Below are 25092 nucleotides of genomic sequence, written 5' to 3' on the forward strand. Positions count from 1 at the left end.
GCTGGTTTAAATTCAAAAAATAGTCATTCTTTTAGCAAAATCATCAGTGAAATGAGACGTTAGAAAAGGGCTTTGCTAAAAAAATATGCTTAAAAAGACAGTGAGGTTATTAAGAAAAGGTTTAACTGCTAAATTGTTGTATATGTCTAGCAGTTAAGCCGGCTATCTCGCATAAGTATTTATGCGAGATAGTAAATACATATGGATTAACGCGCGCTCATCTCTGGTACTGGGCGCAGCTCTTCGCCAGTATATTCAGCACTTGGGCGAATGATACGGTTGTTCGCACGTTGCTCAAACACGTGTGCTGCCCAGCCTGTTAAACGTGAGCAAACAAAGATTGGCGTGAACAGTTTGGTTGGAATGCCCATAAAGTGATAGGCAGAGGCATGGAAGAAATCAGCGTTACAGAAGAGTTTTTTCTCACGCCACATGACTTCTTCACAGCGTACTGATACTGGATATAGCACTTCATCACCAACATCCGCTGCCAGTTTTTCAGCCCAACCTTTAATCACGACATTACGTGGATCTGATTCGCTATAGATAGCATGACCAAAGCCCATAATCTTATCTTTACGCGCTAGCATTGCCATCATCTCAGACTCTGCTTGATCAGGAGAGGTAAATCCTTCAATCATATCCATCGCCGCTTCGTTGGCGCCGCCATGCAAGTGACCGCGTAATGAGCCAATCGCGCCAGTGATACAAGAATGAATGTCAGACAGGGTAGAGGCACAGACGCGAGCGGTAAAGGTTGAGGCGTTAAACTCGTGCTCTGCATAAAGAATCAGTGAGACGTTCATTACCTTAGTATGTAGCTCGTTTGGTTTTTCACCTTTAAGCAGATGTAAGAAATGACCGCCAATCGTATCATCGTCGGTTTCAGTTTCGATACGCACATTGTCGTGGGTAAAGCGATACCAGTAATTGATGATTGATGGGAAAACCGCCAGCATACGATCCGTTTTATCATTTTCTTGTGAGAAGTCAGTTTCCATCTCAAGGTTACCAAGCATCGAGCAACCAGTACGTAATACGTCCATCGGATGGGCATCTGCAGGAATACGCTCAAGCACATCTTTTAATGCTTGTGGTAAGCCACGTAAACCTTTCAATTTAGTTTGATAAGCATCAAGCTCGCTTTGGGTAGGTAAGTTGCCGTATAGCAACATATAAGCGACTTCTTCAAAGATGCATTTGTCAGCTAGCTCTGAGACATCATAACCACGATAAGTCAGACCTGAGCCTGATTTACCAACGGTAGATAGAGCCGTCTTACCTGCTACTTGACCACGAAGACCTGCGCCCGAAAGTTCTTTCTGTGCTGCCATAGTAAATTCCTTTTGTTGGTAGCTTGTGTTGGATAAAATATAAAGGTACTGCAAATATCAAATACTGCGTTGACATCCTCATTGATAGAAAAACCAACGCTTTTAACCGCTAAGACTACTTATTATCAGCAAATAATTTGTCTAGCGTTTGTTCAAACTCATGATAGTTTAAGAAGTCATACAGCTCCATACGGGTTTGCATCGTGTCAACAACTTTGTCTTGCGTGCCATCAGTCAATAGATGCTGATATACGTTTAATGCCGCTTTGTTCATCGCACGGAAGGCTGACAACGGATAAAGCACCATATCGACACCCACCGCGTATAACTGCTCGGTGGTATATAGATCGGTCTGACCAAATTCGGTCATATTAGCTAGGACTGGAATATCAAGCACGTCGGTAAACTTACGGTACATCTCAATATCCGTTAGTGCTTCTGCAAAAATCATATCAGCACCGGCTTCTTGAAAGGCAACTGCGCGCTCAACCGCTGCATCAAGACCTTCGACAGATAGGGCGTCGGTACGTGCCATCACCACAAAATCTTTGTCCGTCTTGGCATCAAGTGCCGCTTTTAGGCGATCAACCATTTCTGAGATACTAACAATTTCTTTATTTGGACGATGACCACAACGCTTTTGCGCCACTTGGTCTTCGATATGAACCGCAGCCACACCAGCTTTTTCCATTTTACGAATGGTTTGAGCAATATTAAATGCACCACCAAAACCGGTGTCAATATCAACCAATAATGGCGTATCAACCGCATCGGTAATACGGCGCGCATCTTCTAAGACGTTATCAAGGCTAGTCATACCCAAATCTGGCAAGCCAAATGAGGCATTGGCCACGCCAGCACCAGAGAGATATAAGGCTTGATGACCAACTTGAGTTGCCATCATTGCTGTATAAGCGTTAATCGCGCCAGCAATCTGTAGCGGTTGATTATTATCATTTTTTTGTTTCATTGCACTGCGAAAGCGAGCGCCAGCTGATAGGGTCATGTCGTGGTCCTTACGTGGAGGGAAGATCTTGTCGTTATCATTCGCGATTCAATCGTTGTGCTTGATTATAACCAATTATTCAGGACTGCAAAGCGGGATTTTCATTCAACTGTTAATATAAATTAAATTAAAAAATTAATTTTATTAATACTATTTAATTAATGCATAGTGCTATCCAATAACTAGAGGTTTAGATCTATTAGTATTCATAACGTATCAAACGCTGCATTTCTCCTAATTAAATATTTACATCTGGTTACAATTATATCTATAAGCGTTTTATCGTTGTCCACAAAAAAGCCCTCTTAGTCTTGCTAAAAGGGCTTTTACTCTATCAAGTCTATTATTAGCTAGATTGGCTAACCTTTATTTTTAACCAATAATACCTGCAAGGCTAGCTAGGAATAACAAGGTAAAGCCACCTAAGAATACAAGCCCTGCAATCGAATAGGCGTTCATACCGGCTGATAGCTTTTTATGGTTTTTCACTAGCGAATAGTTTAACCAACCAAAGATAGGCGCGGATATAAAGGCGGATATCATCGCAAACTTCAGCATAGCGCCTAATTGTCCGGCAAAGAAGCTGATAATCAAAAGACCGCCACCGATAGCATAGGTGGTCCAAAAGGCGATTTGCTTTTTATTAATCTCGTCTTCACCTTTTAGTAAGCGCCAGCATTCGGCGTTGGCACGTCCATAGCCATCCGCACAGGTAATAGTGGTGCCAAACATACACATAAAGGCGACAAAGGCGACCAGTAGTCTTGACCATTCACCGATAGTGGCGGTATACATATTGATAAGCTGATCAATATAAGCGACACCTGCGGTTTGAATCTCTTGACCTGAGCCGTATTGTACGAAAACGCCTAACGCTAAAAAGAACAAGGCTAAAATAGCGGAAACTAAGAAACCGACATTAAAATCCAGTAAGCCCTGACGGTGAGTGGTATTGTCCGCTTTTCTCTTGGCTGACGTCCACATCGAGGTGATGGCAGCGAACTCAAGTGGTGCTGGCATCCAACCCATAAGAGCCACAATAAACCCTAAAGTCGCCAAGTTCCAAGGAGAGGCAGGGATAAAATCCGCCACCATAACCGTCGGCTTACCAGCAGCAATCATCACCGCTAACACGGTTGCGGATACGAGCGCAATCATAATCCACTTAGTCACGCCGTCAAGCAATTTATAATGACCAGCAATCAGAAAAAACCAACATACAGCAACGATGATGACAGCTAAGGCAATACTTGATAGTCCTACAGATGCGGGCAGCATAAAGCCCAATATCACTGCCGCAAGCAATGTCACAGCCCCCGTACTAATCACCGCCGATAAAATAGATAGGATAAAATAAATCCAGAGATAGGCTTTTGAGCGTTTGGCATAGCCTGCGATTAAGCTCTCGCCAGTGTCATAGACATAATCGGTGGCAAACCGGAAGAACGGATACTTAAAGACGTTGGCTAATATAATCATAATCGCCAGCTGCCAGCCATATAACGCGCCAGCCTGTGTCGATGAAATCAGATGCGAGCCGCCAATAGCAGCAGTCGCCATCAGAATACCGGGACCAAAGATTCGCCAGCTAAAGCCTTCTTGCTGCGCGGAGAGAGTATCGCCTGTGGCACTTGGGTTATTGAGTGGTTGTGTGGTCATGCTTACCTCGAAATGGTTAAAACGGCAAATCATCACTTACCTGTGTCAGTTTGCCAATGATCATGAGCGCATCGCTTAATACTGTTTATGAGTACTGTTTCTTAAAACGATTTGTCTTGTATCGACTTTAGCACACCAATCTGGTTTAGTAGAATGATTATTTATATAATTATTACTTATTTTTTGCATAGCCATTCCTGATAGTTAGCATAATTAAATGTAAATATCAAGATTTATCAATGGCTATTTTTTCGGGCTTCTTTATACCACAATTATGACTCAATATCTGATAATTTAGCGCTGAGATTCAAATTTTTGCCGGCGGTAAGTAATGCCGCGCTGTTCATAGACATGATAAGTCGCACGCAATAAGTCAGGAATATGAGGATGCACAAAATCCTTAAGTGTATGCAGATAAATAGGTGAGGTGACGTTTTCGTGAATGAGGCGCTGATAGCTGATCTGCTCCGTACGCACTGTCTTTAAGCTGGCAGGTACCAAGGTGATGCCTTCGCCCGCCGCTACTAACCCGAGTGCCACTTGCAAGTCACTGACGGTGGTGGTCATAAATGGAGAGATACCGTACTGTGCAAATAAATATAGTAAAGGCTCTGTTATCTGCTCAACAGTAGAGGCTTGATGATGGCTCGTATTATTTTTCTTATTCTGCCCCAAGGTTTTAGGAGTCCCTGTGCTTGATGCCGTTTCTGGCATTGTAGATACAGGTAAGTGGGTTTGATGATAGAGAATCAGGCGGTTATTGGCCAAATCGATCAAGCGTTGTTCGCGCACATTGGCAAGCGGATGGGCTTTGGGGAGGGCAACGACATAGCGCTCGTGGCGTAACAGTATTTGCTGTATCCATGGGTCTTGATGGGCAAAGCGTCCAAAACCAATATCGATGTCACCAGATTTGAGCGCATCCATTTGCTGATAGGAGCTGATGTCCTTTAGGTTGACGTCAATCTCAGGATTGGACTGCTTCAGTCTGGCGATAATCTCAGGTAGCAACCCATACAGTATAGAGGGTACAAAACCGATATTTAATGCGCTGCTAGGGGCAGATAAGCGCTGGGTCATACCAACAACCGTATCGACTTCTGTCAGTATGGTACTGATTTTATCGTAAAAGAACGTGCCAGCTTCTGTTAAATGTAGCGGTCTATGATAACGATCAACCAACATCACGCCCATGTCTGTCTCAAGTTGCTTGAGTAAACGGCTTAAACTGGGCTGTGACAATCCGATTTTGGTAGCGGCTGCACTAAAGCTCCGAAGCTCGGCAACGGCAATAAACGCATTGAGCTGCTTTAAATCCATGTTTTATGCTCATTTATCTGTAATATCATGTCGATTGATGAAGCGGATACTACTGTATTTTATATCAATAACAGCAAAACTATAAAATTATGCTTGAAGCATCTGAGTTGACACTCTATATTGTTTATTAACGATAGCGTTACACTTTAGCAAACTAAAAAACTTTTCCCTTCATTCTAGCAGTCATCTACGGTTTCGTGGCATAAACTGGTTTGGTATCACTTCATGAGCGACAAAAAAGACAAGCAAAGCGCCGATTTAGAGGCAAACTTAGCAAAAATCGCTAATACGAAGCCACGACTGCGTAATCGTAAACATAATATCTATGAGCGTTATATCACTCGTGTTGAAAGCGTAGAAACTATTGAAAGTACTATTGAAAATACAGAAAATGAGAGCGAGCCAACTGTCACCACTGATGCTTATGATGAGACTGATGTTGGTCTTAGTGCAAGTCTATTGGACAGTTCTGTTCAGCCGCACATATTACAACCGCTCAAAAACGCTGACAAGCTGTCATCCTATGAGCCACTAAGTGCAGCAGAACTAGAGTTATTTGGCAGCCAAGAGCAAGATAGTGTGGAAAATACAGCAGGGTTACAGATATCTGATAACGCGAGCACATCGGTAAGCTTAGACTTCTCTGATGAAGATGAGAAGGTTATACACCTTTTAATGACAACAGAGGTGACTGATAACGCAGCTTCTACAGTTAAAAATGAAGATACTGAGGTAAATGATAGCGCTTATATTGATGAACCTATCAGCACTGCATCTTTGATAACCTTACCCCTCAAAAAATCGAAAAAAAAGAAAGCGGTAAAATCAATACAAACGCAGAAGAGTAGTAAAAAGCCACTTATTATAGGTATGGTGCTTGGCTCACTCATGATTTCTGGTGCTGTATTCACGTTAATTGCGACTGGTTTCTTGTCTGCCGGCACTACGTCTACAGCGTTAAATGAAGCTGGCACGCCTATTAATGAAAACGCGACTCAGACAAGCCCGGTCACCAAACAAACAGCTACTGACACTGAAATGAACACCACTGAGAAAAATGTTGTGGTAGAGGCTAATACGCCACCTGCTGTCATTGAAGTGCCCAGTGACTCTGACCCTGCCAAATCATCAATAGCCAAGCCTGAAACGAACGCAATGAATAATAATGAGACAGCTGCTAGTACGTCAACATCAAAGCCTGCCATCACATACGAAGATTTTAGAGAAGAGTCACAAAACACGCTATATCGTGAAACCAATGATTAGCGTCATAAAAACTCTTGTCTTAAATAACTTTCTTGCTTTTCTTTAGGCTCTTTTTTAACCAATGGTCAAATATGAACGGACCAAATGGTAAGAACGAGCCAAGCACGCCAGCAGGAAGCGCCCATATAGGCATTTTTATCTTGATGGCTGTGCCCATGAGTACAACAATATAGGCGATGAATAAGCCGCCGTGAGCCATACCGATATATTTTACCCCTTCTGAAATGTCCATCATATACTTTAGTGGCATAGCGATGCAGAGCAACAGTAAAAACGAGGTGCCTTCTAGATAACCTATCATCGTAAGCGTTTTTAATGCTGTATTTTGTTCTGTTGTAAGATTAGGGGCGGGTTCAAACATTGGCTGAGCCTGTGGCACTGTATTTTCCTTTTGTCATCGACATATAAGGTATGGTCGTTTAACGAGGTAAGCAATAATAGCAGCCGTAGGTTGCTATTATTGCCTTTAGCGAAAAACCAATAGAACGGTCAATATATGTGCAAATAAAACAGATTAAGTTAAAAAGCTTGCAAGCTAAACATCAAGGGCAGGGGGCTTACTTTCAAATTCCGCAAGCATCTTAGTAATGAGCTGATCTTTTTGCTGCCAAACTTGCTCAACCCAATCAAACATTTCTGCTTTTATCGCCTCATCAGTCTCATAACCGCCATTTTGAACACTGGCAAATAAGTCATCAGGCATCTTAATATGTCTGACATCGACGCCCAGACGCTTGATATTGCCTTTCCATAAGTCGCCATATGTCGGCACACCATCAGGATAGACGATGGTCATATCTAAAATACCATCGATATCTTCGCCAAGCGCACTAATCGCTAGTGACAAACCGCCCGCTCTTGGTTTAAGCAAATGCGTATAGGGCGATTGCTGCTTATCCCGTTTTACGGTGGTAAAACGTGTGCCTTCTAGATAATTTAACAGTGTAAAAGGCTTGTCTTTTAGCAATGCACAAGCGCGTTTTGCTTCTTCGATATCTTTGCCTTTTAAGGCAGGATTTTTCGCAATCGCCTCTTTAGAATGTCGACGCATCATTGGAAAATCGAGAAAATAGAAAGCTTGACCAATGACTGGAATATATATCAGTTCAAACTTGGTAAAAAATCGCGTCAAGGGCAAACGCTTTTCACTAATATATTGCACGATACTGGTATCAACCCATGATTGGTGATTACTTACCAGTAAATACTTGCCCTTGGTATGGATATCGTCAGGTAGGCTGATACGCCAGTCTTTATCCGGCAGAATGTTATCGATCATCGCGTTATTGCTGTTAATCCAATAATTGGTCACATCAATGACCGCTTTATCAGCAATCGCTGCACCAGTAACAGCTTTGGCTGCACCCATAATCCATACAGGGGGACCTGCTAACATACTATTAAAAGTAATAACGCCTGTTGCTGTGGTCAGCGAAGCGATTTTGCCAAGTTTAGGATTGCGTTCATGTAGTTTTTGAACGAATGATTTGAATCGCATGTTAAATCCTCTTAACCTTACATATTATAAGTGGTTAGTAACGTAGTGGCATAATACTAGCAGAAATCGATAGGCGTGTTTACGTAATTGGTTTGGCTTTACATTTCACCGTTAGTCGTGGATATAATACTTAGTAGCTGATAGCAAATAGACGTCAATCGTATTTGATTTATTTTTATATCAAACTAGGTTTACAATTTATCGTTAATATTTAGAGGGTTTACAGTCGATGATCGAAACGAACACTCCTGAGCTCACGACAAGCCAAAAACAATAAAAAATCCAGTGCTAAATACTTAACACTGGATCAATAAGACCAATCACTAAAAGTACCAATTACTCAAATTACCAATCAGCCTTGTAGCTGGTCAATCATACCTTGGTATTTGTCTTTTTTCTCAGCAATCTTACTACGCTCTTCTTCTGCATTGTCTACCGATTCTTCAGAGTCTGCCACTTTCTTATCAAAAGCTTCTAACTCGGCAGTTTTGGCATCCAAAAGTCTGTTAAGCATAATAGCAACCGCTTTTTCAGAAACGTCAAGCGTCATATTAGAAGCTTCAGACGTAAAATCGTCTTTAAGCTTAGCAGCCCATTGATAGATATTAGCTATCGTCGCACTATGCTTGTCCTCATGCTTGTCTTCATTTTCAGAATCAGACTTATCCTCTTCGTCAGATTTCGCTTCTTTTTTGTCAGAAATAAAGTCATCTTTGAGCTTAGAAGCCCATTGATAGATGTTCGCTATCGTCGTACTGTGCTTATCTTCTTTGACAGAATTGTCATCTTGATCGTCTTTATTGGACTCATCATCCTTGCCGGACTTAGTTTCTTCATCAACCTCATAGTCTTTGTCAGCATTGTAATCTTCAAAATCACCGTCTTCATAAACGACAGTATCACCTTTTACTACTTCTACGCCTGTTACCGCATCATTTGAAGGCGTTGTCGCTGCACTCTCAAGAGACTCTAAGGCATTTTTAATGTTATCGTTATTAGTAGACTTGTCAGACATGATTTATGATCCTTTTAATGGCATTAAGTGAAATATATTTACCGCCAATATTATGCCAGTACAATTTTTTATTCAGTATCTTAATGTAAATTACATGTTTCAATTTGCTAAAAAGACGGCTACGCCTTAAACAACTTCCATTTCTAATAGTGTTGCAGATGACGCTTCTAACTGATCATATTTTATCACCACATTATTACTTTCAAGACTGGTATCAAGCTCAACATGGTAAGTAGCAAGCGTGACACTTGTATCATCCAAGCATTGACCGGTGGCAAGGTTAAATCTCTGCTTATAAATAGGGGAGGCCACATACAGTACCGCTTCATCAATGCCAGCATCGTTGGTCACGGTAGTGCCTCCAATTAACCCTCTAGATAATACATTGGCTTGACTAAAGGGGTCATAGTTATCAAGCGCGAACAGCTTAGCGTCCTTAGTGCGAAAAATTGCCACTTGTTTACCCTCTATCAGTGCGCAAACACCAGTCTCAGGGAGTATGTCTTCTAATCTGCAAACGGTATACTGGTTCATTGGGTGATCCTTATTCGTATATGATCGGAAAGTGTTAGACATTGATTAAGCCAGCTCGGTCACTAATATTTTAGCTTTTTCACTATCGGTCGCAGGGCGGATCTGCTCGCGCTCGGTGACAAAGACCACATTGTCATCTCCTTGTTCACTATTGACAAAGTGACGGAAGCGTTTGAGCTTTTCGCTATCGGTGATGGTGGCTTTCCACTCACACACATAGTTGTCGATCAGCAGCTGCATTTGTGCCTCTAGCTCATCAGCGATGCCTAAACTGTCTTCAATAATGACCGCTTGTAAATATTCCAATCCGCCATCTAAGCTCTCGCGCCATTTTGAGGTACGCTGGAGTTTATCTGCTGTTTTGATATAAAACATAATAATACGGTCGATGTATTTGATGACCGTGTCGCTATCAAGATCGGTGGCAAACAGCTCGCCATGACGCGGGGTCATACCACCATTACCACAGACAAATAAATTCCAACCATTTTCGGTGGCGATAATGCCAAAGTCTTTGCTTTGTGCCTCTGCACACTCGCGCGTACATCCCGACACGCCCATTTTTATCTTGTGCGGTGAACGCACGCCTTTATAACGGTCTTCTAATCTTAGGGCTAAGCCGACACTGTCATCGACACCATAGCGACACCAGTTATTACCCACACACGATTTAACAGTACGCAACGACTTACCATAAGCATGACCAGTCTCAAAGCCAGCTTGCACCAACTGTGTCCAGATATCAGGGAGTTGGTCTAGACGTGCGCCAAATAAATCCACGCGTTGACCCCCTGTGATTTTGGTATACAAATTAAACTCTTTGGCGACTTGTCCGAGGATGATCAGCTTATCGGCGGTGATTTCACCACCTGGCACACGAGGTACGACAGAATAGGTGCCGTCTTTTTGTATGTTGCCCAGATAATAGTCATTGCTATCTTGCAACGGTGTCAGTTCAGGCTTGAGCACATAGTCATTCCAGCATGAGGCCAAGATGGAGGCGACCGTAGGTTTGCAAATCTCACAGCCATGACCGTTACCATGCTCATCCAACAGAGCATCAAAGGTTCTAATACCATGGACACGAATCAAGCTATAGAGCTCTTGACGGGTATAGGCAAAGTGCTCACATAAGTCGTTATTGACCTCAAACCCAAGGGTCGTTAACTGGTAGCTTAAAGTGTCTTTCACCATAGGCGCACAGCCACCACATCCTGTACCTGCACTAGTACAAGACTTCACTTCGGCAATGGAGTACGCACCGTTTTCAACCGCCGCGCAAATAGCCCCTTTGGTGACGTTGTAGCATGAGCAAATCGTGGCGCTATCTGGTAAATTTTCTATACCCATCGTTGGTTTTTCAACGTTAGGTAAAATCAGGCTTTCAGGATGGGCAGGCAAGTCGATATTGTTGAGATATAGCTGTAATAGATTATTATAGTCTTCGGTATCACCGACCAATACCGCGCCAAGCAAGCGCTTGTTATCAGACGTTGTAACCAGTTTCTTATAAATACCTGTCGCAGGATTTTGATATAAATAGCTCAAACTGTCTGCGCTTTTGCCATGTGCGTCGCCAATACTACCCACATCCACGCCCATGAGTTTGAGCTTGGTGCTCATATCAGCGCCCGTAAAGGTTTGTGTTTGATCGCCTGAAATTTGCGCCGCACAAATACTCGCCATGCTGTAGCCTGGTGCTACTAAGCCAAATATCTTGTTATCCCACACCGCGCATTCGCCAATAGCGTAGACATGCGCGGCATTGGTGCGGCATTGTTCGTCAATTAAAATACCACCTCGTGCACCTATCTCAATACCGCATTCAGGATTGTTTTTGATAATGCCATCTTGCGGACGAATACCTGCACTAAAGACGATCATATCGGTGTCAAGCGAGGTATCATCGGTGAATTGCATGGTCAGCTGGCACGGATTCTCACTAAAGGTGCTCAGGTTTTTATGTATCGCGTCGCTATTATCAATAATGGCTTGGGTATTCTTACCAGTCAATACTTTGACGCCAAGCGCCTCAATTTTTCGTTTTAAAATATCGCCGCCAGCCGCATCAAGCTGTACGCCCATCAATTGCGGAGCAAACTCTACCACATAAGTCTCTAGTCCTAAGGTGACCAGTGCTTTTGCTGCTTCAAGCCCGAGTAACCCTCCGCCCACAACCACGCCTCTTTTTACTTTTGGTTGTTCCGCGATGGCAAGAATGTCATCCAAATCAGCAATGGTGCGATATACATGACAGTGTGCATGCTCACGCCCTGGAATCGGTGGTACAAATGGATATGAGCCTGTCGCCAGCACCAGCTCACCATATTCAATCCGCTCGCCAGCTTCAGTGATGATGTATTGATTATTGGTGTCAATATCTACAATACGCTGGTTCAGGTGCAATTGAATCTGGGCAGATGCATAGGCGCTTAAATCAACCAAGTTGAGCTTACTAACATCTTTATGCTCAAAGTAGCTCGATAAATATACCCGATCGTAAGCGGGACGGTCTTCTTCAGCAAACACATGAATATCAAACTGCTCATGTAACCCTTTTTCTATGGCTCGCTCAATAAAATGATGTCCAACCATACCGTTACCAATCACCACCAACTTAGCTTTACCTGCCTTACTCACTATAGTGCTACTCATGTAATTATCCTTAGTCATGGGTTTGTCTAAATAGTGCTTACAGTAATTACATCTTCAATAACTGTGCCAAGCACCGTTATATAGCGCCATATCTTTAAGCGAGAGTCTCATCACTACAGACGAAAAACCTGACGATGACAGTGTATTTCCTAGGCGGCGTGGTATGTGTGAGGATATAAATAGCAATGATAAATAAAAAAGTCTTTTCTCATTAAAAGTGAGGATACAAAAAATGGATGCACCAAAATAGATAAAACCATGCACCAATTTGATTGTATTTATGGCAGTCAGGGTTTTTCATTCATCTCGATAAAATTAGCGTTTATATATGGCTATTAAATTATGAATGACCTTGTAATAGCTGCTTGGAAGTCATCTATAGCAAAGCATGAACGCTTTTATCAAAGCCGAGGTTTTATCTGTATAACGAAGCTGATAGCGGCAGCTGGCACAGCCATTGCACCCTCTTAAATGCTCTAACTGGTCAGTTCGTTCAACATAACGTGTTCTTACGGCTTTCCATGTTAGCCCTGAATTTTACTATTTAAGGAAACCGCTTATGTCGTCATCGCTATCACCGAGCCCTGCTGCACCAAATAAAAATAAGCTCAATATCCTCTCTTTTACTGGTAAAAACCAGATACTCCATCTTGGTTGGATGGCTTTTTTTCTGACCTTTTTTGTATGGTTTAACCACGCACCATTCTTATCTGCCATCGGTGAGACTTTGAGTTTGACCAAGGATCAAGTCAAAACCTTGTTGATATTAAACGTCGCTTTGACTATTCCAGCTCGAGTCATTATTGGCATGTTGACCGATCGTTTTGGTCCGCGCCTCGTCTATACCGCCATTTTGGCTATAGGCGCGATTCCCTGTTTTACCTTTGCCTTTGCGCAAGATTACAACACGCTGGCATTGTCCCGTTTTTTCTTGGGTTTTGTGGGTGCAGGGTTTGTGGTGGGTATTCGTCTAATGAGTGATTGGTTCCCTGCAAATGAGCTGGGTACGGCTGAAGGTATTTATGGCGGTTGGGGCAATTTTGGTTCCGCTGCTGCTGCCTTGCTATTACCGACAGTGGCTATCATCGCTGCCGCTATAGTTGGTGGTGATGAGGGCTGGCGTTATGCGACGGCTACTTCAGGGGTGGTCATGATGCTTTATAGTGTGATTTTTTATAAGATGGTGCGAGACACGCCAAAGGGTGCAACGTATTTTAAACCCAAAAAATCTGGTGCCATGATGGTGACTTCGGCAGGTGACTTTTGGCTAATGATGGCATTTAAGCTGCCAATGTATTTGGCCTTGGCTCTTTTGGGATGGAAGTTATCACCCGCTGGTGTCAGCTTACTCAGTCAGGCAAGTGTCAATATCGTCTACATCGGATTGGTTATTTTATATATTTATGAGTTTGTGAGTAGTTATCGCTTTAATAAAGAGGTATTTACGACTCCTGTGCCAAAAGCGCATCAATATGATTTTAAGCAAGTCGGTATCTTAAATATTTTATACTTTGCGACCTTTGGCTCAGAGCTTGCCGTAGTGTCTATGTTGCCGCTTTTCTATCAAGAGACATTTAATCTATCAATTGTGATGGCAGGGGTTTTGGCATCTAGCTATGCGTTTATGAACTTGATGTCGCGACCGGGCGGCGGCTGGCTCAGCGATAAGTTTGGTCGCAAAATAACGCTGCTGATTTTGACCGCAGGTTTGGCTGTTGGTTATTTATTAATGGGTATCGTGGATTCAACATGGCCAATTGCCTTGGCATTATTTATCACGATGTTTTGCTCTTTCTTTGTACAAGCGGGTGAAGGTGCTGTGTTTGCGGTTATTCCACTGATCAAGCGTAGCATGACCGGACAATTTGCTGGCATGACCGGCGCTTATGGAAATGTTGGCTCGGTTGTTTATTTAACTGTCCTAAGTCTGGTTTCTTATCAAGTATTCTTCATGGTAATCGCCGCGACTGCTGTCGTTGGCTTCTTTGCACTGTTCTTTTTAAAAGAACCTGAAGGCGTTATCATCGAAGAGATGCCTGATGGCAGCTTTGCCCAAATTAAAGTGAGCTAATTATGCCAATGAATGAGGCACTATGGTTGCTTGATTTTTATACCATGCAAGGGCGCAAATCCGAAAATCAAGACAGCTTGCTGATAACAACATGCTTGCCGTATGGACAGTTTACAGCAACCATCAACGGCGGTGTTCAGTGTCCTCATGCGCCTTTATTGGTGCTGATGGCGGATGGTGTCAGTGCCTGTCAGTTTCCCAAACAAGCCAGCCAATTGGTGGTCAATACTGTCACGCACCATCTTACCTTAGCACTTAAAAACGGGGCACTTGAAGAGATGGTATTGGCAGAGAACCAATCGCAATCAGCAAACATAGACTTTGATGACAATCAAGTTGCCATTTTGATTCGTGAGGCCGTCAATAAAGCCAATGACGCCCTCTATTTCCCGCAAGTCTATGAGCGCGTGCCACCACTATTATCCACCTTATCAGGTCTACTATGTATCGGCGACCGTATCCATCTGTTTCATACAGGCGACTCACGTATTTACCGTGTCGGTTTAGAAAGTATAAAAGTGCTCAGTAAAGACCACCGCATTCACCATGGGCAAGATAAAGGCGCGCTATCTGCCGCTATTGGCGCGGATACGATGGTCGAGCTCCAGCAGTCCGTATTTACCTTGCATCAAAATGAATGCTTAGCACTGATGACAGATGGCGTGTATGAGTCTATTGCAGCGTCTGAGCTCCAGTTTGAGCTATGTTCAGCAGTAAAGGCGCTGTGTCAGCCGAGTCAAACGATAGATACGACGGATAACAGCTCGAATGACGGGGCAGTGAATAGTCTTAGCATCAGCCAAAGCATATGCGAGCAGGCGTTTAACGAGGGCAGTCATGACAATTTAAGTATGGTGATACTCGGTATGAATGCGCAAGCGCTCCCTAAGCAAAAGACAGCCAATAGCGCTCATACTAAGAACAATAGTAATAATAAAAATGCTAGCCTGCATGATGCGATGCCTCACGACATCCATCGGTATCAGTTATTAACGGGCTTAGAAGTTGGGGCGCGGATTGATGGTTTTATTGTCAAGCATATTATAGCCCGCACTGCTCGTAGCGAAGTATATCTAGTAGAGGATGAAACCCATCATCTATTTGCACTAAAGTCACCAAGCCTTAGCGCTACTACCGATGGTCATTATCTGCGCGAATTTTTAAAGGAGCGTAAAATTGGTCTAAGCTTATCTAAGCATAGACGGGCGGGCGAGCCTGCCTATAATCAAGCAGATCCTAATAACCTATCTAGTGACAGCAGCCTTACAGGCATCAGCAGTATAAAACCCTATCTAGACGCAAGCTCAGCGCTTAGTGCTTCAGGGTTGCTACGCTATTACCCCATACCAGCCAGCAGTGCATATCTATACCATCTCACAGAATATATTGAAGGCGAAAGCCTAAGAGATTTTATGGATCGTCATGCGCCTTGTGATGTGTGGCAGACCTATGATTTGTTAACCAAAATAGGCATGGCGGTTCGGGTGATGCATCGAAACTATCTATTGCATCAAGATATCAAGCCGGAAAACATCCTATTGACCACATCAGGCGCGGTCAAATTGATAGATTTTGGTTCAGCCAGCTCTTCCATACTTAAAGACAGTACGCGACCACCGAATGGTGATTTGCACTACGCTGCACCAGAATATTACACCGATGCACCAAAAGGTGTGCATTCTGATTTATTTTCCATAGCGGTGATTGGCTATGAGCTTCTAACAGGCGAGCTGCCATTTAGCTCACAAGCGTTGATGCATTCACATCAGGCAAATCATACCTTAACGCTACCTACTCAATTATTACGTCAGTACCGCGTACCTGCTGCCAGCCAGCAAGCGCTAATGCGTGCGCTGCTTGCTAATACCCAAGCTCGCTATCAAGCGATTGGCGAGTTCTTACAAGATTTTAACCCTGAGAATCACAATTATATTAGCGACCCTGAGCCGCTCATCATACGCAACCCATTACTGGTATGGCATAGCATTTGCTTTATTCAGTTTGTGCTCATTTTTTCGCTGTTGGCTTATTTCTTATAAGCGCAGGCTTTAAGCACAAAAGACACTCTGACACGCCATTTAATTAATGCTGCGCGTTGCGGCTAAGGGATTTTTTGCTCATGTCATCAGATAGATCAAAATTAACAATACAGACAATGTCTCATGCTCATTTAAATGCGGGTATTGTCATTATTGGTGCTGGCATGGCAGGCAGCCGTTTTGCCATTGAGCTGGCACGTGCCCAGCAGCAAAGTAAGTCGCCAAATAACCAAAGACCATTACCGATTACCCTTATCAGCAAAGAGCCAGAGGTCGGCTACAACCGCATTATGCTATCACCAGTGCTGGCAGGAGATAGCGCCTTTGATGATACTTATTTATACCAGCAATCAGATTATGAACAGTTGGGTATTGTTGTCTTAGCAGGGATTGCAGTTACCGCTGTGGACACCAAGCAACAGTCTATTAAGCTTGATAATGGACAGACGCTGGTGTATGCCAAGCTGGTTATCGCTACAGGTTCGAGCGCTCGAGTCATCCCTTTTCCCAATCATGATGCGGCAGGCGTGCACGTGTTTCGAGAAGTAGCCGATGTAAATGCTTTAGTTGAATATGCGCGCCAAGGGAAAAAAGGTCTAGTAATTGGTGGCGGGGTGCTAGGGCTAGAGGCCGCCTGCGCGCTGGCTTCTCAAGGGGCAGATATGACGGTCATTCATGTAGATAGCTATGTTCTTAACAGGCAGCTTGATTTACCTGCTGCCCAGCTGTTGCAAGCTGAGCTGGCTCGTCGGGGCGTAGGTGTGGAGGTCTCTGCTATTACTGATTGTATTGCGGCCAATGACCAGCATGAGGTGAAAGGCTTATCATTGAAGGATGGACGTACCTTGCCGGCAGATTTTATTGTGATGGCAGTCGGGGTGATGCCCAATATAGCATTGGCGAGAGACAGCGGTCTTGAAGTCAATCGCGGCATCATTGTGGATGATTGCATGCACACGAGTTGTCCGCATGTCTACGCAGTTGGCGAATGCGTAGAGTTGGATGGTGAGCTATTCGGTATGGTGGCACCTGTTAATCAGCAAGTGGATACCTTAGTCTCTGTGCTAAAAGACACTCGACTATCGGGCGACAGCTTAGGCTCTAAAGAGAACTGGCAGCCTTTTCGCAGTACACCGCTGTCCTTAAAGCTAAAAGTATCTGGCATCAGTGCTTTTTCAGCAGGGCAAGTCGACTTTGAAGAGGAGGAAGCGGCAGCTATCGAAACCATCACTTATCAGCAAACCAGTATAAATCACTATCACTGCCTCTATCTTAGAAACAATAAACTGATCGGCGCTGTACTCTACGGTGAGGTCAATGAGGGCAGTTTCTATAGCCAGCTGATCAACAACAATAGTGATATCGCGCCTATAAAAGCGGATTTAATATTTGGTGAGGCCTACTGTGATTTGGAGAAAGTAACGACAGATAGTGAGGTTATCGGAGACATAGATAACGATAGCGATCTGGATTTATTAAGCGCAGCAGACATAGTAGGAGCGGCGTTATGAGTGAAGTGATCTTGAGTAATAAACCGAATGCTAGTCAAGAATTAGAAAGTCGTATACGTCGATCTAATAACAAATCTAATAACAAATCTGATGACATGATCAATCCTTCAAAAACGGCTCTTATTGCCACTTATACTGAAGAAATGACATCCACCATACGTACCACTTGTCCTTACTGCGGGGTAGGGTGTGGCGTCTTAGCCAGTGTCGATGCGACAGGGGTAGTGAGCGTAAAAGGAGATCCTGAACATCCGGCGAACTTTGGTAAGTTATGCTCAAAAGGCAGTGCGCTGGCACAAACCTTGGGCAGTGAGCGACGCTTAACTGAGCCTTACTATCAAAATAAACTGGCATCGATGGCACAACAGCAACCCATAATTTGTGACTCTCATGCTTATAGCGCTACCGCAGCACTGAACAACCTAGCCATTACCGTGCCGACCGATTGGAATAGTGTTCTAGATGATATCGCTACTCGCTTAAATGAAACTATCACCAAGCATGGTCGCGACAGTATTATGTTTTATGTCTCAGGGCAGCTGCTCACTGAGGATTACTACGTCGCCAATAAGTTTATCAAAGGCTTTATCGGTAATAATAATATTGATTCCAACTCACGCCTATGTATGTCTTCCGCAGTAGCAGGACACAAACGTGCCTTTGGCGCTGATTTGGTGCCTGGTAATTACGAGGATTTAGAGTCCTGCGATTTATTAGTGCTGGTTGGCTCAAACATGGCATGGTGCCATCCGATCTTATTTGGGCGTTTTTTGGCCGCCAAAAAAGCCAATCCCAATAAAAAGCTTATTGTCATTGACCCACGTCGTACCGATTCCTGTGAGTTCGCCGATTTGCACTTACCAATAGCCGCCGGCACCGATACGCATTTATACAATGGTTTATTACATTATCTTAGCGAACACGGCTGTGCTGATACAGGTTATATCGAGCATGGTCATGGTCATGGTGTTGATGATGCTTTAGCGGCAGCCAACGTCTGGAGCATTGAAAAAGTTGCTCAAGCTTGCCAAGTCAGTATCGACAGTATCCTTGAATTTTATCAGCTAGTCGCCGCTCATGACGAAACAGTGACTGCCTTTAGTATGGGTGTCAACCAGTCAAAGAGTGGCACTGACAAGGTGAATGCCATTATCAACACCCATCTGCTTACGGGACGAGTGGGCAAACCAGGTGCCAGTCCTTTTTCACTCACTGGTCAGCCAAATGCCATGGGTGGCCGTGAAGTCGGGGCGCTGGCTAATTTGCTGGCGGCACATTTAGACTTGAGTAATAGCATCCATCGTCAACTGGTGGCTGACTTTTGGCAGGCACCGCAGTCTATTGCGCCAGAGGTGGGCATCCAAGCTTGTGATGCTGCCGATGCTATCTTAGATGGGCGTATCAAAGCCATTTGGATTATGGCAACCAATCCAGTCGTGAGCTTACCTGAAGCGGATAAATTTCGCCGCGCATTAGCGGCTTGTGACTTGGTAATAGTCTCTGACTGCTCGGTAGACAGCGATACGGTTAAGTGCGCAGACATTGTATTGCCAGCTCAAGGTTGGGGTGAAAAATCAGGCACAGTCACCAATTCTGAGCGGCGAATCTCAAGACAGCGGGCGTTGAAGCCTGCATTAGGACTCGCTAAGCCTGACTGGTGGATACTGTCTCAAGTGGCTACTCGCATGGGGCTAGCTGGGTTTGATTACCAGCATCCTAGCGAGATATTCAATGAGCATGTGGCATTGACCGCTTATAAAAACGATCCTAGCCAAGTGCCCTCTATTAGCAATCAACCACGCTATCTCAATTTGGCTAAAGACCTATCAATGCCAGTACTAAGCCGCGCTGACTACGAGGTGATGACTCCCTTTCAATGGGGCGGTGCGCGTATTACACCCACTCAAGTAAAACTCATTGCTATTACGCCTTCAGATAGTGCTAGCCTGCCTAATTTTCATCACTTCCATCAACATCAACGTCGGCAGAACTCGAATAAGAGCGATGTTAAGAATAGAGATAAGCGGCATAACACTGACTTCAACCCATTGACCGTGAATCTACGCCTGATTACGGGCAGACTACGAGATCAGTGGCATACCATGACACGCACAGGACTGGCGCCACAGCTCAATCAACATGAATCTGTGCCGACGCTGACTATCCATCCTAATGAAGCCAAACAACTCGGTGTTGAAAAGGGCGACTATGTGCAGCTACATCCTCGCTATGAGCAGATCCTGCCGAATAGTGAGGCGACAACTATTGATACGAATAATGTTAGTAAAAATGCCGATACAGATAATGAGAATATAGAGCAAACGGTTTTAGCGCAAATCGCCATCAGCGATAGTATGCGTGTTGGTGATGCCTTTATGCCCATGCACTGGAGTAATGCCTTTGCTAGCTTTGCACGGGTAGGGACACTCATTCCGACTGTGGTCGATCCATATTCAGGGCAGCCTGAGCTAAAAAACTCAGCGATTCGCATGAGCGCCGTGCCTATGCAGACACTTGGCAAGATTATGGTGCATCCTGATTTGCAGGACACCATATTAGTGCACTTGCGTGCGATGACTGCTCATTTTAAGAAGGAAGCAATAGCGGGTGAGTCGCAAACAGCGTCTACAAACTTTGAGTTAAATGGTGCGGGTTCGTCTCTCTCACTACCAGCGCTGACATGGAGTATCAGCAGGCAAGCCAATAGTGTGCTCATTACTCTTGCCAGCCCAGCCGAGCGCACAGCTAGGCAGTTGCTTGACCCTAAATTTTGGCAGCAGTTTATCGATGACTATCAAAAGTCTGTATCAGACAAGTGGTTGACTGGCAATGCCGACGATACTCTGACGGTTAATAGCGCTTTCACCTTGAGTAAACCAGAGAAGCAACTACGCTTTATCTCGACTCAGTCAGAGGTGAGGAACAAAGCATTAAATCATATATTGCCAAGTGATTCAGACTCTGCCGTACCTAGTGATCAGCTGCTATTAGCTATTTATTTTGCACCAAAATTGATGTATTTGCCTAGTACACATTGGCTTGACAGCTGCTTTGGCAGTACCGATGCCATACCAGTACAGCAGCGCTATAAATGGTTGCTGGCAGGTCGTCCAGCTACTGGCTATATCGATCCAGGTCCGTTGGTGTGCTCTTGCATGGCAGTCGGAGAAAACATCATCATCAATGCAATCGCCAAGCAGCAGTGCCATAGCGCACAATCAGTGGGCAAAGCGTGCCGTGCTGGTACCAATTGCGGCTCATGCGTGAGTCAAATCAATGCACTTATTGAGGAGCATGCGTCATAGCTGTCTTATAACCGCCTTATGAAATACAACCAATTGATCAATATGGCATAGGGCTTGCACCGTATATTGCACTAACAGCATCATTAGGAGTCACCGTCATGACGGATTCATCTGCCTTTATCGCAACACTACCTCCAAACGATTTATCTAATAAAAAGTGTGTCGTCAATGCGCTAAACACGCCATTAAACATAGCAGCTGCAAAAGTAGGCACTGTGCATTTAGTCGGTGCAGGCTCTGGTGATCCTGAGCTGCTCACACTAAAAGCTTTGCGAATCATGCAGCGCGCTGATGTGGTGCTTTACGATAGCCTAGTCTCAGAGGATATATTGGATATGTGCGAACCAACAGCGGAAAAGATATTTGTTGGTAAACGCCGAGCCAATCATGCGCTGCCGCAAGAAGGCATCAATGAGCTGTTGGTCAAGCACGCGCTGGCAGGTAAAACAGTTGTAAGACTCAAAGGCGGCGACCCTTTTATCTTTGGGCGCGGCGGAGAGGAGCTTCAAGAAGTGGTGCGCCATGGTATCTTTTTTGAATCTATCCCTGGCATTACTGCCGCCAGTGCCGCTGCTAGTAGTGCAGGTATTCCATTGACGCATCGCGACCATGCGCAAGCAGTGAAGTTTGTAACGGCATATAAGAAATCAGGAGCGCCAAATAATAACTATGACGAGCATTTAGATAGCACCCAAACGGTTGTTTTTTATATGGGATTGCATCAGCTAGATGAATTGACTGAAGGGTTGATAGCAGCGGGACGAGATAGCGCGACGCCTTTTGCGGTGATTAGCCATGCCAGCTTGCCCACGCAGCAACTGCTCATCGGCACGCTTGGTAGTATCGCTAAGCAGCAAGCTGAAGCGAAATTGCCAACCCCAGCATTACTGATTATGGGCGATGTGGTGACGCTATATCATGAATTTGCAGACTACAACCTTGGTGCATTTGGTAAGCGTGCAGTCTGCAATATTAAGCAATCCATCACCGATAAACATCTTATACCTACTTTTGAGAGTGTTGCATAAAATATAGGGTTAGCCTAAATGCTCAATAAGATGACTTTAAGACAGGCTAATCTTTTAACTATAAATTTCGTAATTGCTCAATTAACCAGCGATGTATACCACTGTCACTGGTACGTGGATGCCATGCTGCGATTACCTTAAAGGTAGGCGGTAATGCTTCTACCTTCAGCTCTTTAACTTTATTATTTGGTAGTAGTCGCGCAGGATAAAAGGCAATCATGTCGGTGGTGTGTAGGATATCTGGCACGGCTGAAAAGCTAGGTACTGACATCACAATATGGCGTTTAAGCCCTTTTTCTGCAAACCAGTGATCATGCGATCCGCGCAAATTAGCACGCGAAGGCGATACCACCAGCTGCGGTTGTGCGGCAACTTGCGCCAGTGTGAATATCTCTGTTGCAAAGGTATTTTTATAACCCGTCACACATAAGTGTTGTTCTTCAAATAGCGTCACATACGATAAGTTATCAGGGATAAACTCTGGAAAAGTAATCAGCAAATCAAGTTCGCCTGCCGCAATGAGCTGATTGATATTGTCTGAGGCAAAATCTCTCACTATCAGCCTTAAATTAGGCGCTTCACGGCGTGTGATACTAAACAACTGCGGCAATAATGCCTGCGTCGCATAGTCGGTTGCACTAATCGTAAAGACGCCTTTGTAGGTTTGCGGCGTAAACACTTCTGGCTCTAACAATACTTCCAACTGTTTTAATATCTCGTCAATCGGTTGCCGCATCGAGAGTGCTTTTGGTGTTGCCACCATGCTATTGCCTTGACGAATAAACAGACGATCATCGAACAAATCCCGTAGCTTACGCAACTGCTCACTAATCGCTTGTTGGGTCAGTCCCATTTTGCGCGCAACTTGCGAGAGATTTTGTAGATCAAGCAGCGCCTGCAAGACTCTAAGCTGCTTGATATCTAGCCGGTTCATACCATTCATAACACTCACCATTAATAATTGTACCCTAAACAAAAAATGCTTGTTTCTAATTGTACCGATAAAACTCTATGCTGACCAACATTGCTTAAGTAATCCTTAGATTGGTTATTAAGCATCAAAACAGACCAAATACATTCAATAATAAGCCATCAGCTGCTTTAAAAGAGACATTTATGACACAAACCATTCTAAATACAAGTACACTATTTTCCTCTGTACAACTTGGACCTTATACCCTTAAAAACCGTATCGTGATGCCGCCTTTGACGCGCTCTCGTAGCACGCAACCTGATAATATCCCTAATGATTTAATGGCAACCTATTATGCACAGCGCGCCTCAGCAGGTTTTATGGTAACTGAAGGTACACAGATTGAGCCACGAGGCCAAGGTTATGCATGGACGCCGGGCATTCATTCACCAGCGCAAATTGAAGGCTGGAAAAAAGTTACGCAAGCAGTACACGCTAAAGGCAGTATTATTTTTGCGCAGCTGTGGCACGTTGGCCGTGTGTCTCATACCAGCTTACAGCCAAACCAAGCGCAGCCTATCGCTCCATCTGCCATTACTGCCACTAACGTCAAAGTATTTATTGAGACAGCTCCAGGCGAGGGCGCTTTAGCCGACCCAAGTGAGCCACGCGCACTGAGCACAGAAGAAGTGGGTGAGCTGGTCGCTATGTATGCACAGGCCGCGCGCAACGCACTAGAAGCAGGTTTTGATGGGGTAGAGCTACACTGTGCCAATGGCTATTTGGTGAACCAATTTATCTCTGAGCATAGCAATACACGTGATGATCAATATGGTGGTTCGTTGACCAATCGTCTGCGTTTTTTAAAAGAAGTGGTCGCTGCCGTTAGTGAGGTGGTTGGTGCTGATCGTTTAGGCGTACGTTTTGCGCCTTTATTTGCCAGCACGGATGAGACTCGTGTGTATCTAGGGCTGGTAGAAGCGGACCCACATCATACCTATATTGAAGCGATTAAGGTGCTTGAGCAGGCGGGCATTGCTTACTTATCCATTGCAGAGGCTGATTGGGATAATGCGCCTGATTTGCCAGAGCCTTTTTACCAAGCCGTCAGAGCTGAGTTTTCAGGACGTATTATTTATGCGGGTAAGTATACTGTGCAGAAGTCGGTCGATATACTATCTAAAGGTTATGGGGATTTATTTGCTTTTGGTCGTCCTTTTATTGCTAATCCCGATTTACCTGAACGCATAGCCAATGATTGGCTACTCAATGAGGCAGATCCTGCCACGATGTATGGTGGCACTGCCATTGGCTACAGTGATTATCCTCGCTATCAGGAATAGCAAAGCAGCTGAGCATTGAATGAGATAAGGCCATTAATACTAATGGCCTTATTTTTATTTATAAATTTGGGATTTATTGGATATTCACAAACAGTCAATCATCAAGCGACAATTATTGTTTTTGTCGCTTAAATATTTTTCTTTTATCATTTTATCAATAGGTAGCAGGCAATGAATCAGAATACTAAAGACAGACTGATACGTATATTAGTAGGATATGTCGGACTCTATCCAACACTCCTAATTGTATTAACGTTACTGAAGCCTGTGACTCATGGTTTAAGTCTGCCAGTGGTGGTATTGATTGAAACCATAATACTCGTACCGTTGACGCAGATGGTGTCATTTCCACTAGCAGGCTGGCTCATTGAGCGTTTAAGAAGATAACAATCGTTGCTCTTTGCCTAGTTTGGATATGGGTTTTTAAGAGTATTGATTGAGATGATAAATGATTGATGGCACGGGTAAGTTTATAAACCAGATAATTGAGTTGGTTGGATTTCAGCCGGATATTAAAAACAGCACTCTATAATAAGGAGGAAAATAAATGGTTCATAAACCTTAATATCTGACTTAGACTGAGTACAACAATTCT

Annotated in this window: 18 protein-coding genes; 8 read left to right on the forward strand and 10 right to left on the reverse strand. The window is 44.1% G+C overall.

Features of this window, described 5'->3' with window-relative positions; translation table 11 throughout:
* Positions 1–206 precede the first annotated feature (206 nt).
* The 4 genes from prpC to M0221_RS06500 all read right to left on the reverse strand — a co-directional run bounded on the left by prpC (position 207) and on the right by M0221_RS06500 (position 5319).
* Entirely contained in the window at positions 207–1334 is a 1128-nt protein-coding gene (prpC, locus tag M0221_RS06485) for a bifunctional 2-methylcitrate synthase/citrate synthase (RefSeq protein ID WP_011513643.1), read from the reverse strand.
* 115 nt (positions 1335–1449) lie between these two features.
* Positions 1450–2340 carry a methylisocitrate lyase gene (prpB, locus tag M0221_RS06490; protein WP_133104352.1) on the reverse strand — a complete coding sequence of 297 codons (891 nt, stop codon included), beginning with the start codon at positions 2338–2340 and terminating at the stop codon, positions 1450–1452.
* A gap of 372 nt (positions 2341–2712) precedes the next feature.
* Positions 2713–3999, reverse strand: coding sequence for an NRAMP family divalent metal transporter (locus M0221_RS06495; protein WP_483283300.1), 1287 nt, complete (start codon positions 3997–3999; stop codon positions 2713–2715).
* A gap of 294 nt (positions 4000–4293) precedes the next feature.
* On the reverse strand, positions 4294–5319 hold the full coding sequence (locus M0221_RS06500; protein WP_483283301.1) for a LysR family transcriptional regulator: 1026 nt from the start codon (positions 5317–5319) through the stop codon (positions 4294–4296).
* 225 nt (positions 5320–5544) lie between these two features.
* Between M0221_RS06500 and M0221_RS06505 the strand changes: the two genes are divergently transcribed.
* Positions 5545–6585, forward strand: a complete 1041-nt coding sequence (locus M0221_RS06505) for a hypothetical protein (RefSeq protein WP_483283302.1) — start codon at positions 5545–5547, stop codon at positions 6583–6585.
* A 19-nt stretch (positions 6586–6604) separates the two neighbouring features.
* On the opposite strand, the gene M0221_RS06510 is transcribed toward M0221_RS06505, so the two are convergent.
* The 5 genes from M0221_RS06510 to nirB all read right to left on the reverse strand — a co-directional run bounded on the left by M0221_RS06510 (position 6605) and on the right by nirB (position 12287).
* Entirely contained in the window at positions 6605–6946 is a 342-nt protein-coding gene (locus M0221_RS06510) for a DUF3817 domain-containing protein (RefSeq protein WP_483284763.1), read from the reverse strand.
* 174 nt (positions 6947–7120) lie between these two features.
* Complete coding sequence (locus M0221_RS06515) at positions 7121–8083, reverse strand: acyltransferase (RefSeq protein ID WP_020443514.1); 963 nt, start codon at positions 8081–8083, stop codon at positions 7121–7123.
* 352 nt (positions 8084–8435) lie between these two features.
* A complete protein-coding gene (locus M0221_RS06520) occupies positions 8436–9098 on the reverse strand; it encodes a hypothetical protein (protein ID WP_483283303.1) in 663 nt (220 codons plus the stop codon).
* A 126-nt stretch (positions 9099–9224) separates the two neighbouring features.
* Positions 9225–9632 carry a nitrite reductase small subunit NirD gene (gene nirD / locus M0221_RS06525; protein WP_483283304.1) on the reverse strand — a complete coding sequence of 136 codons (408 nt, stop codon included), beginning with the start codon at positions 9630–9632 and terminating at the stop codon, positions 9225–9227.
* Positions 9633–9677: 45 nt separating this feature from the next.
* Entirely contained in the window at positions 9678–12287 is a 2610-nt protein-coding gene (gene nirB, locus M0221_RS06530) for a nitrite reductase large subunit NirB (protein WP_483283305.1), read from the reverse strand.
* 559 nt (positions 12288–12846) lie between these two features.
* On the opposite strand from nirB, the gene M0221_RS06535 reads away from it, so the two are divergent.
* From M0221_RS06535 to cobA, 5 genes are all read left to right on the forward strand, one after another.
* Positions 12847–14358: a NarK family nitrate/nitrite MFS transporter gene (locus M0221_RS06535; RefSeq protein ID WP_483283306.1), complete on the forward strand. Its 1512-nt coding sequence runs from the start codon at positions 12847–12849 to the stop codon at positions 14356–14358.
* 2 nt (positions 14359–14360) lie between these two features.
* Positions 14361–16397, forward strand: a complete 2037-nt coding sequence (locus tag M0221_RS06540) for a bifunctional protein-serine/threonine kinase/phosphatase (protein WP_483283307.1) — start codon at positions 14361–14363, stop codon at positions 16395–16397.
* Between the two features lie 80 nt (positions 16398–16477).
* The gene (locus M0221_RS06545) at positions 16478–17908 is read left to right on the forward strand and encodes an NAD(P)/FAD-dependent oxidoreductase (protein ID WP_483283308.1); all 1431 of its coding nucleotides are present in this window, start codon (positions 16478–16480) and stop codon (positions 17906–17908) included.
* A complete protein-coding gene (locus M0221_RS06550) occupies positions 17905–21213 on the forward strand; it encodes a molybdopterin-dependent oxidoreductase (RefSeq protein WP_483283309.1) in 3309 nt (1102 codons plus the stop codon). The genes M0221_RS06545 and M0221_RS06550 overlap by 4 nt, the downstream gene beginning before the upstream one ends.
* A 98-nt stretch (positions 21214–21311) precedes the next feature.
* Entirely contained in the window at positions 21312–22241 is a 930-nt protein-coding gene (gene cobA / locus M0221_RS06555; protein ID WP_483283310.1) for a uroporphyrinogen-III C-methyltransferase, read from the forward strand.
* Between the two features lie 58 nt (positions 22242–22299).
* Here the strand turns inward: cobA and M0221_RS06560 are convergent, their stop codons facing one another.
* Positions 22300–23184 carry a LysR family transcriptional regulator gene (locus M0221_RS06560; protein ID WP_201531708.1) on the reverse strand — a complete coding sequence of 295 codons (885 nt, stop codon included), beginning with the start codon at positions 23182–23184 and terminating at the stop codon, positions 22300–22302.
* Between the two features lie 173 nt (positions 23185–23357).
* Between M0221_RS06560 and M0221_RS06565 the strand changes: the two genes are divergently transcribed.
* Both M0221_RS06565 and M0221_RS06570 read left to right on the forward strand, forming a co-directional pair.
* A complete protein-coding gene (locus M0221_RS06565) occupies positions 23358–24497 on the forward strand; it encodes an alkene reductase (protein WP_483283311.1) in 1140 nt (379 codons plus the stop codon).
* A 171-nt stretch (positions 24498–24668) separates the two neighbouring features.
* Positions 24669–24884 carry a putative antibiotic biosynthesis monooxygenase gene (locus M0221_RS06570; RefSeq protein WP_083759467.1) on the forward strand — a complete coding sequence of 72 codons (216 nt, stop codon included), beginning with the start codon at positions 24669–24671 and terminating at the stop codon, positions 24882–24884.
* Positions 24885–25092: the final 208 nt, after the last annotated feature.

Source organism: Psychrobacter sp. ANT206 (genome assembly GCF_056880555.1).